General features: G+C 59.0%; 17 protein-coding genes. 10 read left to right on the plus strand and 7 right to left on the minus strand.

Features of this window, described 5'->3' with window-relative positions:
• Positions 1-180 (plus strand): hypothetical protein (locus FGO67_RS17005; protein ID WP_238942110.1); only part of this gene is annotated, 180 nt, incomplete at its 5' end.
• Positions 181-185: 5 nt separating this feature from the next.
• On the opposite strand, the gene tyrS is transcribed toward FGO67_RS17005, so the two are convergent.
• Positions 186-1388 carry a tyrosine--tRNA ligase gene (tyrS, locus tag FGO67_RS00005; RefSeq protein WP_203298708.1) on the minus strand — a complete coding sequence of 401 codons (1203 nt, stop codon included), beginning with the start codon at positions 1386-1388 and terminating at the stop codon, positions 186-188.
• A 305-nt stretch (positions 1389-1693) separates the two neighbouring features.
• Here tyrS and FGO67_RS00010 point away from each other — a divergent pair, with 305 nt between their 5' ends.
• Together FGO67_RS00010 and FGO67_RS00015 are read left to right on the plus strand one after the other, a co-directional pair.
• Positions 1694-3079, plus strand: a complete 1386-nt coding sequence (locus tag FGO67_RS00010; protein ID WP_203298709.1) for a peptidoglycan DD-metalloendopeptidase family protein — start codon at positions 1694-1696, stop codon at positions 3077-3079.
• Positions 3080-3084: 5 nt separating this feature from the next.
• On the plus strand, positions 3085-4182 hold the full coding sequence (locus tag FGO67_RS00015; protein ID WP_203298710.1) for an anhydro-N-acetylmuramic acid kinase: 1098 nt from the start codon (positions 3085-3087) through the stop codon (positions 4180-4182).
• 85 nt (positions 4183-4267) lie between these two features.
• Here the strand turns inward: FGO67_RS00015 and erpA are convergent, their stop codons facing one another.
• The 4 genes from erpA to argC form a co-directional block, all read right to left on the minus strand.
• A complete protein-coding gene (erpA, locus tag FGO67_RS00020; protein ID WP_238942190.1) occupies positions 4268-4600 on the minus strand; it encodes an iron-sulfur cluster insertion protein ErpA in 333 nt (110 codons plus the stop codon).
• A gap of 85 nt (positions 4601-4685) precedes the next feature.
• On the minus strand, positions 4686-5168 hold the full coding sequence (locus tag FGO67_RS00025; protein ID WP_203298712.1) for a bactofilin family protein: 483 nt from the start codon (positions 5166-5168) through the stop codon (positions 4686-4688).
• 1 nt (position 5169) lies between these two features.
• Entirely contained in the window at positions 5170-5910 is a 741-nt protein-coding gene (locus FGO67_RS00030; protein WP_203298713.1) for a DUF6776 family protein, read from the minus strand.
• Positions 5911-5919: 9 nt separating this feature from the next.
• Positions 5920-6957 (minus strand): N-acetyl-gamma-glutamyl-phosphate reductase, encoded by a 1038-nt coding sequence (gene argC / locus FGO67_RS00035; RefSeq protein WP_203298714.1) that lies wholly within the window; start codon positions 6955-6957, stop codon positions 5920-5922.
• Between the two features lie 164 nt (positions 6958-7121).
• Here argC and FGO67_RS00040 point away from each other — a divergent pair, with 164 nt between their 5' ends.
• From FGO67_RS00040 to FGO67_RS00070, 7 genes are all read left to right on the plus strand, one after another.
• Positions 7122-8897: a chloride channel protein gene (locus tag FGO67_RS00040; protein WP_203298715.1), complete on the plus strand. Its 1776-nt coding sequence runs from the start codon at positions 7122-7124 to the stop codon at positions 8895-8897.
• A 3-nt stretch (positions 8898-8900) separates the two neighbouring features.
• A complete protein-coding gene (hemJ, locus tag FGO67_RS00045) occupies positions 8901-9323 on the plus strand; it encodes a protoporphyrinogen oxidase HemJ (RefSeq protein ID WP_203298716.1) in 423 nt (140 codons plus the stop codon).
• A gap of 60 nt (positions 9324-9383) precedes the next feature.
• Positions 9384-10142, plus strand: coding sequence for a bifunctional hydroxymethylpyrimidine kinase/phosphomethylpyrimidine kinase (thiD, locus tag FGO67_RS00050; RefSeq protein WP_203299899.1), 759 nt, complete (start codon positions 9384-9386; stop codon positions 10140-10142).
• Positions 10130-10798, plus strand: coding sequence for a thiamine phosphate synthase (gene thiE / locus FGO67_RS00055; protein WP_203298717.1), 669 nt, complete (start codon positions 10130-10132; stop codon positions 10796-10798). Before thiD ends, thiE begins: the two co-directional genes overlap by 13 nt.
• Positions 10799-10811: 13 nt before the next feature.
• Positions 10812-12092, plus strand: coding sequence for a glutamate-1-semialdehyde 2,1-aminomutase (gene hemL / locus FGO67_RS00060; protein WP_203298718.1), 1281 nt, complete (start codon positions 10812-10814; stop codon positions 12090-12092).
• A gap of 290 nt (positions 12093-12382) precedes the next feature.
• Positions 12383-13303, plus strand: a complete 921-nt coding sequence (locus FGO67_RS00065) for a lipase family alpha/beta hydrolase (RefSeq protein ID WP_203298719.1) — start codon at positions 12383-12385, stop codon at positions 13301-13303.
• Between the two features lie 172 nt (positions 13304-13475).
• The gene (locus tag FGO67_RS00070) at positions 13476-14384 is read left to right on the plus strand and encodes a DUF4382 domain-containing protein (protein WP_203298720.1); all 909 of its coding nucleotides are present in this window, start codon (positions 13476-13478) and stop codon (positions 14382-14384) included.
• A 72-nt stretch (positions 14385-14456) separates the two neighbouring features.
• On the opposite strand, the gene FGO67_RS00075 is transcribed toward FGO67_RS00070, so the two are convergent.
• Positions 14457-15032, minus strand: coding sequence for a tetratricopeptide repeat protein (locus tag FGO67_RS00075; protein WP_203298721.1), 576 nt, complete (start codon positions 15030-15032; stop codon positions 14457-14459).
• Complete coding sequence (gene mrcB / locus FGO67_RS00080) at positions 15029-17359, minus strand: penicillin-binding protein 1B (RefSeq protein ID WP_203298722.1); 2331 nt, start codon at positions 17357-17359, stop codon at positions 15029-15031. The genes FGO67_RS00075 and mrcB overlap by 4 nt, the downstream gene beginning before the upstream one ends.
• Positions 17360-17445: the final 86 nt, after the last annotated feature.

The following is a 17445-nucleotide window of genomic DNA, read 5'->3' on the forward strand; positions in this document are numbered from 1 at the left end:
CACCTCTCTGTCAACCGCTTTCTGAAGAATTTTGAAACTCAATTTCTTCAACAATTTCAAACGGTTGCCTTCCTCGGTAGCCGCTGTGTCAGTGGCTTGTCCCTCAGAAGAGATGCGCATTCTACAGACCTGCTGAGAGGTGTCAACGGCGATTCTGAAAAAAACTCAAAATCGCCGTAAATCGATCACGCAGTGATCACTACCCGGGCAATCTTCTTCTTTCCGGCCTGCACCACACAGTCATCACCCTCTTTAAAGAGCCGATCACCCTCAAATTGCTCGCCATCCACAAAGACCGCACCACGACCGAGAACATCCCGGGCTGCCGCACCGTTCTTCACCAGACCCGCCAAACGCAGAACCGAGGCCATCGGGATTTCCGACTGCCCATCCAGTGACACCTCTACTGTAGGTACGTTTTCAGGAATCGCACCAAGCGCCACTCGGTTACCAGCAGACTTGTGCGCAGACTCGGCAGCTTCTTTATCATGGAAGCGGGTAATGATCTCTTCCGCCAGCAGCTTTTTATAGTCCTGGGGATTGGCGCCACCGTCTACAGCCTTGCGGAACTCATCCACCTCCGCCAGCGGCCGGAAGCTCAGCAGCTCATAGTAACGCCAAAGCAAATCGTCCGGCATGGACAACAGCTTGGTGTACATCTCACCAGGGGAATCGTTCACACCTATATAGTTGCCCAATGACTTGGACATCTTCTGGACACCATCCAGCCCTTCAAGGATCGGCATGGTGAGAATGGCCTGCGGAGTCTGGCCATAGGCTTTCTGCAGAATTCGCCCCATCAACAGGTTGAACTTCTGATCTGTCCCGCCCAGCTCAACGTCAGCTTCCATGGCCACCGAGTCGTAGCCCTGCACCAGGGGATACAGAAACTCATGAATCGCGATGGACTGCTCGGCGCGGTAGCGCTTGGTAAAATCATCACGCTCCAGCATCCGCGCCACGGTGTACTGCCCAGCCAGCTTGATCATGTCGGCCGCGCTCATCTTGCTCATCCATTCGGAGTTGAACATGACACGGGTCTTGGCCGGATCGAGAATTTTAAACACCTGCTCCTTATAACTGAGGGCGTTCTGGGCAACCTGCTCTTCTGTTAAAGGGGGACGCGTTGCACTTTTACCCGTGGGGTCGCCGATCATCCCGGTGAAATCCCCAATAAGGAACATCACCTCATGACCGAGATCCTGGAATTGCCTTAGCTTGTTAATAAGGACGGTGTGCCCAAGATGCAGATCCGGGGCGGTGGGATCGAAACCTGCCTTGATTCGAAGCGGGCGACCTTCCTTTAACTTCTCAACCAGCCCCTCTTCGGGAATAAGCTCGTCAACGCCGCGCTTGATTACGGCCAACGCCTCATCAATAGATGCCATGAACAACACGTCCCCAGTTTTTACCTAGATGGATTCTGACAGTTACAGACTTCTACAAAAGAAATCTGTGAGTTACCTGCACTCCTGCTACAGTAGATTTGCCTAGTTTTTGACCAACTCTGACTGGGCAGGGCGGCGTATTATAACAATGCCACCCGAAGAAATCCGGAGGATGGAGCAGTTACCGTAATGTTCCACGCTGTCCCGCATGCATTTTATACGGTAATCTGTTTGTCTATACTTGAACAACAGCTTTAATTAGGTAGTTCAACCTACCGAAATACCGATTAAAACGGGTGCGATACGTGCTGAATATGTTTCCCAAAACACACCTTACCATTGCCGCCGCTGCCACCGTTGTAGTGACTGCCGCCATTTTAATGAGCCCTAGTTCCCAGGTCGAAGCCAAGCGTATGTCCTATGCGCTGGATCTGGAGCAAGGAACGGTGTCTGATAATGGTACCGTAGAAGCGTCTGCGCCCGAGGCGCCAGCCCAGGTAGTGGTTGAAGAACAGGCTCCAGTGGCGGATACCGAGCAACAGGCCACGGTGACCGAACCAGTACCTGCCGCTGAGCCCGCGCTCGACTGGCAGACCTACAAGATCAAATCAGGCGACACACTGTCTTCCTTATTCAAGAAAGCCGGCTTTAACGATGGCATCATGCTGTCGGTCATCCACGGCGAAGGCGAAGCAGACAAACTTCAGCGCCTGTACGCTGGCGAGACCATCCGGTTTGCCACCAACGAAACCGGTGACCTGGCCGCCGTTGAACTGCAACGCAGTCTGCTAGAATCCCTGAAAATCGAAAAAGGGGAAGAAGGCTTTGCCGGCCAGACCGTGATGCGGGAACCGGAGGCACGCCCGGCATTTGCATCCGGTACCATTGACGGCTCCCTTTACCTTTCCGCTCGTGAAGCCGGTCTGAACGACCGCCTGACCATGGAACTGGCGGGCATTTTCGGCTGGGAAATCGACTTTGTTTACGATGTCCGCAAGGGCGATCGTTTCGAAGTGGTTTACGAAGAACTGTATCTCGACGGTGAGAAATTCGACACCGGCCGCATATTGTCGGCACGCTTTGTGAACCGTGGCGAAGACAACACCGCCCTGCTCTACACCGACAGCAACGGTGACAGTGACTACTACGCCCCGAACGGCAAGAGCATGCGCAAGGCGTTCCTGAGAACGCCAATCAACGCCCGGGTATCCTCCGCCTTTAATCTGCAGCGCCGCCACCCGGTACTGGATGTAGTCCGGCCCCATGAAGGCACCGACTACGGCGCGCCAACAGGCACACCGATCAAGGCCGCAGGCGCTGGCAGAGTTCGCTTTTCCGGCTGGAAGGGAGGTTACGGCCGCACCGTTATTCTGCAGCACGGTGACAACATCACTACCCTGTATGCACACATGAGCCGCCTGGGCAAAGGCATCAAGAAAGGCGCGCGGGTGAAACAAGGTGAAACCATCGGCTACGTTGGCTCGTCCGGCATGGTCACTGGTCCGCACCTGCACTACGAATTCCGCCTGAATGGCTCGCCGCGCAACTCCCGCACGGTCAAGCTTCCGGATGCCAAGCCGGTGCCTGCCTCAGAAATGGCGCGGTTCAAGCGCCATACCGAGCAGCGGCTGGCGCAGTTCAATGGCTTTCGTGAAAACTTTCAGCAACTTGCTTTAGCATCGGACGAATAACGGGCATGGATGCCTGGATCGGACTCATGTCCGGCACCAGCATGGACGGCATTGACGCCGTGCTGGTGTCGTTCAACGGTCACTCAGTAGAAGTACATGCCTCCCAGACCCTGAATTACCCGGACGACCTTCGACATCGGCTCCTGGCTGTCAGCCAGAACCAGGGCACTCCCGATGAGATTGGCGAACTGGACACCCTGACCGGCGCGCTCTTTGCCGACGCCGCCTGCCAGCTGATTGAAGCCTCCGATATATCGCCCACATCCATTCGCGCCATCGGCAGTCACGGCCAGACCATCCGGCATCAACCGTCCGGCTCGGCACCGTTTTCCATCCAGATTGGCAACCCGTCAGTGATCGCAGAACGGACCGGCATCACCACCGTGGCCGATTTCCGGCGCCGGGATATGGCCGCGGGCGGCCAGGGTGCCCCTCTGGTACCGGCCTTTCACAAGGCATTTTTCAATTCGGGCACTGAGGACCGGTGCATTCTGAACCTGGGCGGCATTGCCAACATCACCTGGATTCCCGCGGACGACGGCAAACCGGTGACCGGATTCGATACCGGCCCGGCCAATGCCCTCATGGATGCCTGGTGCCTGAACCAGACTGGCTTGCCTTACGATACCGACGGCCACTGGGCCGAGGAAGGCACCGTCAATCAGGCTTTGCTGCACGACATGCTGTCAGACGCGTACTTCTCCCGCCCGGCTCCCAAAAGCACCGGCAAGGAACGGTTTAACCTGGAGTGGGTAAAAACCCTGGTGCGCCGACACCCCGACCTTCCGGCTGAAGACGTGCAGCGAACCCTGCTGCAACTCACAGTCACCAGCATTGTTCAGCAGCTGCCGGAAGCTCCGGCCCTGCGGGTGTACGCCTGCGGCGGTGGTACCCGGAATCCGGTGCTGATGCGGGAACTGGAACAGGCATTGGGCCCGGCGCCCCTGGCCATTACCAGTGATCTGGGCCTGAACCCCCAATGGGTTGAGCCGGTCGCCTTTGCGTGGCTGGCGCAACAATCATTGGCGGGGCAGCCCGGCAATCTGGCGGAAGTGACTGGCGCACGGGGTCCAAGAATCCTCGGTGCCATTCATCACGCCTGACACTCTGGCTCTGCTGATGCGAGAAACAAAAAAGGAGAGCCAATGGCTCTCCTTTTTTAATGCGCGCCTTACCGGCCGGCCCTCGTCAGATCGAGAACGAGCTGCCACAACCACAGGTAGAGCTGGCGTTCGGGTTCTGAACCACAAACTGTGAGCCCTGGAGGCCTTCCTGGTACTCAATGGTAGCGCCCACGAGATACTGATAGCTCATCGGGTCGACCAGCAGGCTGGCTCCATCCCTTTCTACCACGGTGTCCTCTTCGTCCTGACTGTCGTCGAACGAAAACCCATACTGGAAGCCCGAGCAACCACCACCGGTGACAAACACACGTAGCTTAAGATTGGGGTTCTCTTCTTCCTCAATCAACTCCCGCACCTTGGCAACAGCGCTGTCACTGAAGAACAGCGGGGCGGCCATTTGTTGCTGGACTACACTCAAGTTTGCCTCCGGTTTACGTGGTTACGACTCGAACGATTATGGTATTCCTGAGTAAAACAATCAACTATTCGGACTTTCCACCATCGGCGGTGTCCGTCGCCAATTCGTCAGAAACACGGGTTTCCGGCTGACTGCCGGAATTGGACCGGCCCTGGTCGTTGGTCAGCAGGCCTGTTGGCTCGCGCTGATGCACCAGGTTACCGTTAACCGAGGCCCCCATCGCCATTTCGATTAGGTTGTAATAGACGTTGCCATTGATCGAGGCTTTTTCCGCCAGTTCAAGATGAGCGGAGGCGTAGACATCACCGTGAACGGTGCCGTTAATGATGACGTGCGGCGCCACGATGTCACCAGAGACTTCACCAATTTCCGAGATCCGCAGGACGGCATCGCTGCCCTCCTCGGCAATCACTTTGCCATGGATGTGGCCATCCACATGCAAACCGCCAGAAAACTGCACGTCGCCATCAACCCGGGTGCGGGACGAGATCAGTGTGTCAAAATGGCCTGAGGCGCGGCGCGGTTTCTGTTTTTTATTTCCAAACATGTTACTTCTCCGTTAGGTCATCCCAGTCGAATGTTCGTTCGGCCTGTGAGGATTTTCGCCCCTCAGCCTGAGCCACCACCTGGATTTCGATCGGTTCGAATCCGTCTGGCAGCGCCAGCACACCTTCCACATCCTGAAAATAGCGGAAGCGGAATTTTACACCAAGGTCCTCAATATCCTGAGACAGGTCACGCAAGGCGATGACTTCTTTCTCTTCGTCACGCAGGCCTATGACGTTAACCGCCACCACGCCTGAAATATAGCTTTTATTATTACCCACCTGGGTCAGCACCAGCTTGAAGTCGTAGGCGCCGGGCTGCCGGTCGGGGGCCAGCGTAAAGCTGTCCACCTGAAGCCCCTTGCTGATTTCCGAAGGGGCCATGATGTTTTTATAGAACGTCAGATCTGATTTCAGCGATGCAATCCGGGTTTCCAGCTTCACAATGGTCGTCCGGGCCTGCTTTATAGCCTGGCCGTCAATGGCCCGGCCTCGCTCAAGATTAATGACCTGCTGGCGCGCCTCGGTGTACTTGGTCCGAAGCGAATCCAGCTCTTCTTCCAGCACCTGCTTAGACGCTTCAGCACTGGAAGAGCGCAAGCCACCCTGAGACAGCCCGGTGGCGTAGCCGGCAATGGCCGAGATGATGGAAAACGCCAGCAGTATGGCGGTCCGCCGCAGCCGGTAACCTGGCCGGTGGCGGATCACCACATACTCGTGCTCGGGCTTTTGATCCTGGCTCACCACCGCTCCCTATGGCAGAAGTGCCGGGGCTTCCAGCCCAAGCGTTTCTTTCAGGCCAAACATGATATTCATGTTCTGAACCGCCTGTCCGGCTGCGCCCTTCACCAGGTTATCAATCACCGAGGAGACGATGACAATATTGCTCTGCTCCTGCCGGTGCAGCGCCATTCGGCACTGATTGGCACCCCGGACACTGCGTGTTTCCGGGTGGCTTCCAAACGGCATGACATCAACGAACGGCTCATCCTCGAAACGCGCTTCGAACAGGCTCTGCAGCCGGTCAAAATCCGCCGGATTCTTCAGCTCGGCGTAAAGGGTAGCCTCAATACCACGGATCATCGGGATCAGGTGCGGAACAAAGGTGACGCCAACATCGGTTCCGGCCGCACCTGCCAGTCCCTGTCTGATTTCAGGCAAATGACGGTGGCCCGAGGCGCCGTACGCCTTGAAGCTCTCTCCCACTTCGCCGTGCAGCATGCCGATTTTGCCTTGCCGGCCGGCGCCGCTGGCACCGGACTTGGCGTCGGCGATCAGGCGGGCCGGGTCAACCAATTCGTTCTCCAGCAGCGGCAGGAAACCAAGCTGCACGGCTGTTGGGTAACAACCCGGATTGGCAACCAGCTGGGCTTCACGAATGGCACCACGGGCTACCTCCGGCAACCCGTAAACGGCCTTATCCGCCCACTCCGCGCTTTCGTGGGGCATGCCGTACCAGTTTGCCCAGACATCGAGATCTTTCAGGCGGAAGTCGGCCGACAGATCAACCACCCGAACCCCCGCTGCCATCAGTTCAGGCACCATGCGCATGCAGACACCGTGAGGCGTGGCAAAAAACACCAGATCACAAGCTTTGAGCACGTCGGCTTCCGGCTCGGAAAAGGCCAGGTCGTAATGCCCGCGTAAATTCGGATACATGTCAGCAACAGGCATACCTGCTTCCGACCGGGAAGTGATGCAATTGACGGTAACTTCCGGATGAACTGCCAAAATTCTCAGCAGTTCGACACCGGTATATCCGGTGCCACCAACGATGCCTACTTTTATCACCTTATTCTCCAGCGTCTCCAGTGACGTCATCTCGGGGATAGGAGGATTGACCCCGTAGTCTACCATGATAAACCAAGGACTTATTGCAGCTAGCAGGGCGACCGTTACAATGTGGTCCAAAAGGCGCTGTTACCCCATCGCACCTAACCGGAACTCCGGCGTTCATGCAAAAACTCTGGCATCAGATTACCGAGCAACTCATCCCGCTTTTCCGGCGCCGGCTATCCGGCGTTGATGCCCTGCCGCAGCTGGCGGTGCTTGGCCTCTTATCAGGACTGGTCACCGGCGGAGTCATCCTGGTGTTTCGATTAGCGATCGAATGGCCCCTTGAATACTTCCTGCCCGGGGACGGCTCGGAATCCTTTGAAGATCTGGACCTGCTGACCCGGGGATTGCTGCCACTCACCGGCGCCCTGATCCTGGGTTTCATACTCCACCGGCTGGCAGTCCAGGACCGCAAGGTCGGGATTGTTCACGTCATGGAGCGGCTGAACTATCACCAGGGCTACATCCCGTTCCGCAGCGCCGTGGTCCAGTTTGTGGCCGGCGTGGCTACCGTAGTGACGGGCCAGTCGGCGGGCCGTGAAGGCCCCGCAGTGCACCTGGGCGCTGCTTTCTCCAGCCTGATGGGCCAGTGGATGCGCCTGCCCAACAACAGCATCCGCACCCTGGTGGCCTGTGGCTGCGCCGCCGCAATCTCGGCGTCGTTCAACACCCCCATTTCCGGTGTCATCTTCGCCATGGAAGTGGTGATGATGGAGTACACCATCGCCGGCTTTACGCCGATCATTTTGGCGGCAGTGAGTGCGGCCATTGTCACCCAGGCCGTCTACGGCTCGGAACCGGCCTTTAACGTGCCGGCCCTGACCATGAATTCGCTGCTGGAAATCCCCTGGGTACTGGTGATTGCGATCATCATCGGCATTGCCGCAGCAGTTTTTATTCATCTGGTGGAACTGATGGGGCGCCACCAGAACCGCCCGGTTATGCTCAGGATCGCCCTGGCCGGATTGCTGATGGTGCCGTTCGCCATCCTGATGCCGGAAACCATGGGTATCGGCTACGACACGGTGAACGAGACCATCAACGGCCAGCTTGGTTTCTGGCTGCTGCTGGGCATTGGCGTGTCCAAGCTGCTGATCACTTCACTCAGCATTGGCCTGGGCATGCCCAGCGGGGTTATCGGCCCAACCCTGTTCATGGGCGCTACCCTGGGCGGCGCCATGGGCCTGATCGGCGCCCAGATCCTGCCGGAGCAGGCGTCATCGGTTGGCCTCTACGCCATGCTGGGCATGGGCGCGATGATGGGCGCTGTGCTGCAGGCCCCGCTGGCCGCACTGATGGCACTGATGGAGCTGACCCGCAACCCCAAAATCATTCTGCCCGGCATGCTGATCATTACCACCTCCAGCCTGGTCACCAGTGAGGCCTTCGGGAAGAAATCCCTGTTCCTGACCATCCTGAAGAGCCAGGGGCTGAGCTATCAGAATTCACCGATTACCCAGGCGCTGAGACGGGTCTCCGTGGGCGCCATCATGGATCGGAGCATTCTCCGCACTGAACGCCACCTGACGGTCGAAGAAGCCCACAGGGTGCTGAAATCCGAACCGAAATGGTTGATTGTCGAAGGCAGTAACGGACCCACTGCGCTGCTGCCCGCTGTCGATCTGGCCCGGTACCTGGAGGACACGAAACGGCCCAAGGCTGAAGATGAATCCGGGGAGCCGGAAGCCGTGGACCTGATGAACATCCCGGCCAATCGCCGTGACGTGGCGCCGGTGCAGTATCAGGCCACGCTGGAGGAGGCCCTGAACGAATTCGATACAACCAATGCCGAGGCTCTGTACGTACAAAGGCATGTCGCACCGATGATCCAGCGGGTTTACGGCGTGGTGCTGAAATCCGATATCGAAAGCCATTACCAATACCGACGGAGCTAAACCATGCTGTGGGTGAAAGCCTTTCACATAATCTCAATGGTGTGCTGGTTCGCCGGCATTTTTTATCTGCCCAGGCTGTTCGTGTATCACGCCGCCTGCGAGGACGAGCCAGGCCGCGAACGCTTCAAGATCATGGAGCGCAAACTGTATCGGGGCATCACTACGCCCTCGATGGTTGCCACGCTGATCTTTGGCTTCTGGCTGATCAGCTACAATCCGTCCGGTTATGCCAGCCAGGGCTGGCTGCACGCCAAACTTGTGCTGGTCGCGCTACTGGTCGTATATCATTTCTACTGCGGCCATCTGGTCAAGGTGTTCCGTGACGACCGCAACACCCGCAGCCACGTGTTTTACCGCTGGTTTAACGAATTGCCGGTGTTTGTCCTGCTGGCCGTTGTTATTCTGGCCGTTGTGAGACCTTTCTAGGTTTTTAAAACACTTCGAAGGAGCCAAGTCATCAAACGCTATACCCGACCTCAGGTTTTGATCCTGTCCGGCCTGGACCCCTCGGGCGGTGCCGGCATTCAGGCTGATATTCAGGCCGTAACCTCGCTGGGTTGTCACCCACTGCCTGTGCTGACCTGCCTGACCGTGCAGGACACCACCAACGTATACGGCGCCGAAGCCGTTGATGCCGAGCTAGTCCGAAAGCAGCTGAAGTGTGTGGCCGACGACGCCCCGATTCACGCCATTAAAACCGGCGCCCTGGGCAACGCGGCCATTGTCGATGTTCTGGTGGAGTTTCTCGCCCAGCACCCGGCCATTCCAGTGATTACCGATCCGGTGATCAAGGCTGCCGGTGGCGGCGACCTGGCCGATGACGACCTGATTGCCGCGATGAAACAGCGCCTGTTCCCTCTGGCCGAAATGATCACTCCAAACGGCATCGAACTGAGCATGCTGGGTGACCACGGTGACCCGGCCCAGGCGGCCCAGAACCTGCTCGACGGAGGCTGCAAGTCAGTGCTGGCGACCGGCGGCCACGGCACCGGGCCGCACATCGTCAACACCCTGTTCAACCACGCCCCGGACCCGATGACCTGGGAAATCGAACGCGTGGGTGGTGAATATCATGGCACCGGATGCACGCTCGCCGCGGCCATTGCTGCTGGCCGGGCCAGTGGCCTGTCGCCCCGGGCGGCCATATCTCAGGCCCAGAACTACGTTAACCGCGCCATCCTGCACGCTCTGGAAGTGGGCAAAGGCCAGCCAGTGCCCGATCGGGGTATCGTGTGGGAACGATGAGCAACAGTCTCCAGCCCGGGCTTTACGCCATTACCGACAGCAAGCTGACACCCCCGGAATCCTTGATTGCCTCGGTGGAAGCGGCTCTGCGTGGTGGCGCTGTTTTGGTACAATACCGCGAGAAGTCGGCGCCCATGCCGGACCGAATCCGCCAGGCCCAGGACCTTCAGGCGATATGCTCGAATGCCGGTGTGCCGCTGTTGATCAACGATGATGTGGAGCTGGCCCGACGCATTGGCGCCGCCGGCGTTCACCTCGGCCAGACCGACGGTTCTCATCGCCAGGCCCGGGAGGCACTGGGAGAAGACGCGATCATCGGTATCACCTGTCACGCTGACCTTGAGCTGGCGCAAAAGGCCTACGACACCGGCGCCAGCTACCTGGCGTTTGGCCGCTTCTACCATTCGGGCACCAAGCCCAATGCGCCGGCCGCCAACCCGTCGGTACTGACCAGCGCCAAGCGGTTTCAGCGCCCACTCACGGCGATCGGCGGCATCACCGTGGACAACGGTACCCCGCTGATTCTGGCGGGAGCGGACATGCTGGCGGTGGTCGGCGGCGTATTCGGCGGCAGCCCGGCAGACATCGAACAGCGCGCCCGGGCCTTTACCCGCCTGTTCCAGGAACATCATCCACTTTTTTCAATCTCCAGATAACAGGACCCAGCCCATGACACACTCCGAAACTCTGTTCGAAGAAGCCCAGAAATACATTCCCGGCGGTGTGAACTCCCCGGTCCGGGCTTTTCGCGGCGTGGGTGGCACCCCGGTGTTCTTCAAGCACGCCGAAGGCGCTTACCTGTACGACGAGGACGACCGCCGCTATATCGATTACATCGGCTCCTGGGGCCCGATGATCCTCGGTCACTCAGACCCACGCATCAAAGAGGCTCTGCACGCCCAGGTCGATCTGGGCATTGGCTACGGTGCACCCACCTCACTGGAAACCGACATGGCCAAGAAGGTCTGCGAACTGGTGCCCTCCATTGATCTGGTGCGCATGGTCAACTCCGGTACCGAAGCGACCATGAGTGCGGTACGACTGGCCCGTGGTTACACCGGCCGGGATAAGATCGTCAAGTTCGAGGGCTGCTATCACGGCCACGTGGATTCCCTGCTGGTTAAAGCCGGTTCAGGCGCCCTGACCCTGGGTGTGCCCAACTCACCGGGCATTCCCGCCAGCCTGGCGGAACACACCCTGACCCTGACCTTCAACGACATCGACAGCGTGCGCGAAACCTTCGCCAAGATGGGCGGCGAGATTGCCGCCATCATCGTTGAACCGGTTGCCGGCAACATGAACTGCATTCCACCGGTACCGGGTTTCCTGGAAGGCCTGCGGGAAGTCTGCGACGAACACGGCACGGTACTGATCTTTGACGAGGTGATGACTGGGTTCCGGGTTTCCCGTGGTGGCGCCCAGGAATATTACGGCGTAACACCTGACCTGACCGCCCTGGGCAAGGTCATCGGCGGCGGTTTGCCGGTCGGCGCCTTTGGTGGCAAGCGCGAAATCATGGAACACATTTCGCCGCTGGGGCCGGTATACCAGGCCGGAACCCTCAGCGGTAACCCGCTGGCCATGCGTGCAGGCCTGACCACGCTGAATGCGATCTCCGAACCCGGCTTCCATGATCGGCTGACCGAGAAGACCAACGCCGTGCGCGATGGCTTCAAGGCCGCTGCCGACGCCGCCGGCATTCCCCTGGCGGTGCAGAGCGCGGGCGGCATGTTTGGATTCTTCTTCACCAGCGAAACATCGGTAACCCGCTTTGACCAGGTCATGGGTTGCGATATTGAGCGCTTCAAGAAGTTCTTCCAGGGCATGCTCAAAGAAGGCGTTTACCTGGCGCCGTCGGCGTTTGAAGCCGGCTTCACTACTGCGGCGTTGTCCGATGCCGATATCGAGCACACCGTAAACGCGGCCCACAAAGTCATGGCTACGCTCTAACCCGCCATGCTTTAACCGCATCGGCCCGCATGACCGCCACGTTCAACGTGTCATCGCGGGCCATGCCTGTGACCAGCGTCACAACCTGCCCCGGAACTCCCCGCTCTCCCGCCCTGTAGCATTGACTTACACACCGCATCGATCAAATTATGGTCAGATCTCGCAAGAGATGCTCTGACGGTAACGACTCAACAATCACAACAAAGTAATCAGCGCACGGATGCACTCAAGTACCCAGCCCGTCGGGGCAGTTTGAATAACAAACACAACATCAAACTGTAGGAACGACAATGAAATCCTGGATCAAAGTGATGGCTTTGGCCTGCGCTGTGGCGTGGTCAGCTCCCGCTGCCGCCTGGTGGTGGAACTCAACTCCCTCGAACTATACCGACACCCGGTATCCGATTGTCCTCGTCCATGGCATGTTCGGTTTCGACTCCATTGCCGGTGTCGATTACTGGTACGGCGTGGCAGAAGACCTGCGCAAATACGGCGCCGACGTCTACACCACGCAAGTGCCAGCGCTGGACAGCACCATTGCCCGGGGCGAAGCGCTGCTGCCTCAGGTGCAGGCCATTGCCGCGGTGTATGGCAAGGTCAATCTGGTGGGGCATAGCCACGGTGGCCCAACCGCACGCTACATCGCCCGGGTACGGCCAGATCTGGTGGCCTCGGTAACGTCCGTAGGCTCTCCTCACCAAGGCTCACCGGTGGCAGACCTGATCTACGGTTCTCCGGCGGAGAGTCTGGCGGCTTCACTGGGTAATGCCCTGGGTGGGCTGATCGATCTGATCTCCGGGGGTGGCTACAGCCAGGACCTGCGCTCCAGCCTGTATTCCCTGACCTCTGAAGGCAGTGCGGAATTCAACCGCTTTGCGCCAGCCGGCATGCCCACTACTTCCTGCGGTGAAGGCGCCCACTCAGCCAACGGAGTTCGCTTCTACTCCTGGGGCGGTACTGGCGTACTCACCAACGTACTGGATCCGTCCGATGCCCTGCTGGGCACCACCAGCCTCGCCTTCGGCTTCAGCCAGAACGATGGCCTGGTTGGCCGCTGCAGCAACCACTTCGGCAAGGTGATTCGCGACAATTACTTCATGAACCACCTGGACGAAGTGAATCAGGCCCTGGGTCTGCACAGCCTGTTTGAGACTGACCCGAAAACGGTTTTCAAACAGCACGCCAACCGTTTGAAAAACGCCGGACTTTAAGCCCATAAAATAACTCGCCGGGTCGTCTCCCGACCCGGCTTGCCAACCTATCCTGACTGTTACGTTTGCTTAACACTCCTACCTCTTTCCCCAACATGTCGCTAAAGTGAAAAAGAGAATCGGCGATCATTTGTTGCCGATGGATTTCTTTGGACGGACTGAGGAGGTTGTTATGTATCGGTCACTTCGACTATTTGGAGTTTCGGCACTGGCGGCTGGTATTGCGGCCTGCGGCGGTGGTGGCAGCAGTGATTCCGGTGAGACCGGAACTGTATCGTTTGGCGTCACAGACGCTCCGGCCACGGACTTCAGCAACGTTACCGTTGCCTTCACCGAGCTCCGGCTGAAACCGGCCGAGGGCGACTGGATCAGCTTCCCCCTGGAGGGCTTTGAAAGTCAGAATCTGCTCGAGCTTCAGGGAGGCGTAAGCGCCCCGCTCATTACCGATGAGGAGGTACCGGCTGGAACGTACACCGAACTCCGACTGATCGTCGATACCGACAACTCCTTCGTTAAGCGAGAGTCCAAAGGCACCACTGAATATACCCTTGCAGTACCTTCAGGCGAACAGAGCGGCCTGAAGCTAAAAGGTGAGTTTGTGGTCGCGGCGGACACCAGCACCGACTTCACTGTCGATTTTGATGTGCATAAATCCATTGTGAACCCTCAGGGTGGTTCACTGGCGGACTATCTGCTCAAGCCGAGCATGCGGCTCGTTAACAACCTTGAGGTGGGCAAGATCACAGGATTGGTGGACCATGCCACAATTAACTCCACAAGCTCCTGCAATTACGAAGGCTCCGCCTACATCTTTGCCGGCGCTGATGTCGAGCCAAGCGACCTGAATGTGAATAACGATACCGGCAACCCATTGTTGGTCATCCCGGTAACCCCTGACGACGACACCAGCCTGTACGCCTATACCGCCGGCTTCCTGACCGCGGGTGATTACACTGTCAGCTACAGTTGTCAGTTGGACGACAACGAGGCGGATGACGCCATCGAATTCGACGGCACACAAAACGTAACGGTAACTGCCGGAGAAACGGCGCAGGCCGAAACTATTCCGTTGACCCCCTAAGCATGGACAATTCGCTTGTCACCAAAAAACCCCGCTCTTCAGCGGGGTTTTTCTTATCTGCACTTTCGAGATTCACAGATTGGCAGCCCTGGCCTCGGCCTGGTCAGCCCCCGCGACATTGCCCCGGGCCCGGCGAATATCCGCCAGCAGCAACCAGCCTGAACGCTGCAGGCGTGCGTTACTGCCCGCCAATGACAGCCCTTTCAAGGTGAATTGCTCCGCCGTACCCAGCTGATCACTGGCAACGTAGGCTTCCGATAGCTTGAAATACACCTCGGCCGAGCGAGGTGCGATGCGCTGGGCCCGTTCCAGCCGGGCGATGGCCGCCGGAGCATCACCCTGGGCCAGCAGGTTATCGGCTTCACGAATCAGGCTGATGGCCGCCGGTGACAGGCTGTCGCCGGCATCCCGGTAGCTGGGCGAACTGCTGCGTGGAGCCGGCTCGGCCGGTTCAGACACTTCCGGCTGCTCGCTCTTGCGCCATACCCGCGGCTTGTCGTCTTTGCTGCTGGCCTCGGGTGGCTCCGGCGCCTCAGCCCTGCTGCTGCCAGCCGGCACGTAGATGGATTCTCCCGGTGCGGACGCGCAGCCCGCCAGGCCCAGAAACGCCGCCGCCGTGGCGGAATAAATCAGAAAACGCGTATTCATCGGAACAGTCCCTCAAACCAGCCTTCAATTTGCCGCTGCAGGTTACCAGAACAGGACACCGTCTGGGTGGGTTCGCTGCCGGAAATCAGCGGCACCAGCCGTGCGCCGTTACAATGCTCCTTGGTCAGAGCCTGGCGCTCGGCGTTCACCCACTGGTACTGCACGCCATCCGGCACCACCGGCGAGAAGCTGTGCTGGGGCACCTGGGCCATGAACCGGGACCAGACCGGCAGTGCGCCACTGGCGCCGGTGAGCGACGTTGGGCCGTTATCATCCCGGCCGACCCAGGACACCGCCAGCAAATCCCCACTGAAGCCGGCAAACCAGGAATCCCGGCCGTCGTCCGTGGTTCCGGTCTTACCGGCCAGCGTCAACTCCCGGGGCACCGTGTAATAGGCGGACTTGCCGGTACCTTCCTGCATGGTCTCCTGCATGGCGTATTGCACCAGATGCACCGCGGCCGGATCGGCCACCTGATCCACTTCCAGGCTGTAGCGGGACAGCGCTTCCCCGCCAGCATCGGTCACTTCGCGAATGGTGCGCAGCGGCGTGTTGAAGCCGGAAGTCGCCAGCCCCTGGTACATCTGCGCCACGGTTACCGGGTTCATGGTTACCGAGCCCAGCAGCATGGACGGGTACTCTGAGATCGAGGACGTTACCCCGAACGCCTGCAGCGTGTCCTTGACCACATCCACCCCAATATCCAACCCGACCCGCACCGCCGGCAGGTTGTAGGACTGCGACAGGGCCTCGTGCAGCGGCACCTCCCCGCGCTCGGTCTTGTCATAGTTTTTCGGTTGCCAGCGGCGGCCGTCGTCGAACTCCAGAGTGAAGGATTTATCCAGCACCGGGGTGATCAAGGTGTACCGCTCGGGCTGTTCCAGGGCTGCCAGGTAGATAAAGGGTTTGATCAGGGAGCCGATGGGGCGATTGGCATCCAGTGCCCTGTTGAAGCCGGCGTATTGCGGATCGCGACCTCCCACCAGAGCCAGCACCTCGCCGCTGTCTTTCGCGGTGACTACCATGGCCGCCTCCAGCGCCTTACGGGTTTCGCCACTGGCCAGCCGGCCCAGGGTGTCGGTCACCGCATACTCGGCCGCGTTCTGAATGGCCGGGTTCAGGGTGGTGAAGATCCGCAGGCCTTCGCTGCGCAAATCTTCTTCCCGGTAATCCCGGGCCAGGTGGCGACGAACCAGATCGATATAAGCCGGATACCGGTTTTCCGAGTAGGACGGACGGGCACTGACACCCAGAGGCTTGCCCCTGGCCTTGGCGGCCCGCACCGAATCAATCAGGCCGGCCTCTTCCATCTCCGACAGCACCAGGTTGCGGCGTTTGGTGGCGCGCTCCGGGTGCCGGCGCGGGTTGTAATAACTGGGCCCCTTAACCATGCCCACCAGCAGGGCGATCTGATGCTCCTGCAGGTCACGCAGGGATTCGCCGAAATAAAACTGACTGGCCAGACCAAAACCATTGATGCTGCGGGTCCCCGCCTGCCCCAGGTAGACCTCGTTCAGGTAGGTCTCAAGGATATCGCCTTTCTCGTAGTGCAGCTCCAACAGCAGCGACATAAGAGCCTCATTGCCCTTGCGCACCAGGGTCTGGTCCCGGGTCAGGAAAAAGTTTTTGACCAACTGCTGGGTCAGGGTGCTGCCGCCCTGGACGATCTCGCCGGCGCGAATGTTGGCGAGCATCGCCCGGGCAATGGACAGCGGCGCGATCCCGGCGTGATCGAAAAAGTTACGATCCTCGACTGCCATCAGAGTGGTCGGCAGCAGGGCCGGCACTTCTTCCAGCTGCACCAGAATCCGGTCTTCTTTGTGGGATGGGTAAATACCACCGATCTGCGCGGGCTCCAGCCGGACGATGGGTGAAGCCTCGCCGCTCAACACCGAGAAATTCTCGACCCGATCCCGGTACACGGTGAGTGCCAGCCGGCGCCTGGGCTCTTGTCCATCGGGAAACAGGAAGCCACGGGTGCTGATGACAAAGCGCCCGCCGCTGCGCTGATAGGTACCGGCCCGCGAACCATCGCCCTTACGGAACCCGGACAACTCCAGCTCTCGTTCCAGAGCGCTGGCGCTGATGCTGGCGCCGTCATAAAGTTCCAGAGGGCGGGCATACACCCGGGACGGCACTTCAAAGCGGCGGCCCTCGAAACGCGAGGTTATGACCGCATCGAGGTAGACCGTCCACCCCGCCAGCAGGACCAGACCGATGGCACTGGCGCGAAAGACGAAACGCCAGAACCACGGGCGGCGACCGTTTCTTGGTGATTTGCGGGGTGTTTTTCTATTGCGCTTGGAGGAAGGGGTCGATTTTTTCATGGGCCGATTATACCGAACGCGATCGCTCCAAAGGCAGGCCAACTGTGTGTTATTTCTGTAATCCGCCCGTTATAGTAGGGCCAGAG

Source organism: Marinobacter sediminum (assembly GCF_016820575.1).
Classification (GTDB): Bacteria; Pseudomonadota; Gammaproteobacteria; order Pseudomonadales; family Oleiphilaceae; genus Marinobacter; species Marinobacter sediminum.

Bases quoted from the DNA above. Each gene is read 5' to 3' on its own strand.
- mrcB (WP_203298722.1), bottom strand. From the start codon at position 17,359: ATGAAAAAATCGACCCCTTCCTCCAAGCGCAATAGAAAAACACCCCGC.
- tyrS (WP_203298708.1), bottom strand. From the start codon at position 1,388: ATGGCATCTATTGATGAGGCGTTGGCCGTAATCAAGCGCGGCGTTGAC.
- hemL (WP_203298718.1), top strand. From the start codon at position 10,812: ATGACACACTCCGAAACTCTGTTCGAAGAAGCCCAGAAATACATTCCC.
- FGO67_RS00015 (WP_203298710.1), top strand. From the start codon at position 3,085: ATGGATGCCTGGATCGGACTCATGTCCGGCACCAGCATGGACGGCATT.
- FGO67_RS00025 (WP_203298712.1), bottom strand. From the start codon at position 5,168: ATGTTTGGAAATAAAAAACAGAAACCGCGCCGCGCCTCAGGCCATTTT.
- hemJ (WP_203298716.1), top strand. From the start codon at position 8,901: ATGCTGTGGGTGAAAGCCTTTCACATAATCTCAATGGTGTGCTGGTTC.
- FGO67_RS00075 (WP_203298721.1), bottom strand. From the start codon at position 15,032: ATGAATACGCGTTTTCTGATTTATTCCGCCACGGCGGCGGCGTTTCTG.
- FGO67_RS00040 (WP_203298715.1), top strand. From the start codon at position 7,122: ATGCAAAAACTCTGGCATCAGATTACCGAGCAACTCATCCCGCTTTTC.
- erpA (WP_238942190.1), bottom strand. From the start codon at position 4,600: ATGGCCGCCCCGCTGTTCTTCAGTGACAGCGCTGTTGCCAAGGTGCGG.
- FGO67_RS00065 (WP_203298719.1), top strand. From the start codon at position 12,383: ATGAAATCCTGGATCAAAGTGATGGCTTTGGCCTGCGCTGTGGCGTGG.
- FGO67_RS00070 (WP_203298720.1), top strand. From the start codon at position 13,476: ATGTATCGGTCACTTCGACTATTTGGAGTTTCGGCACTGGCGGCTGGT.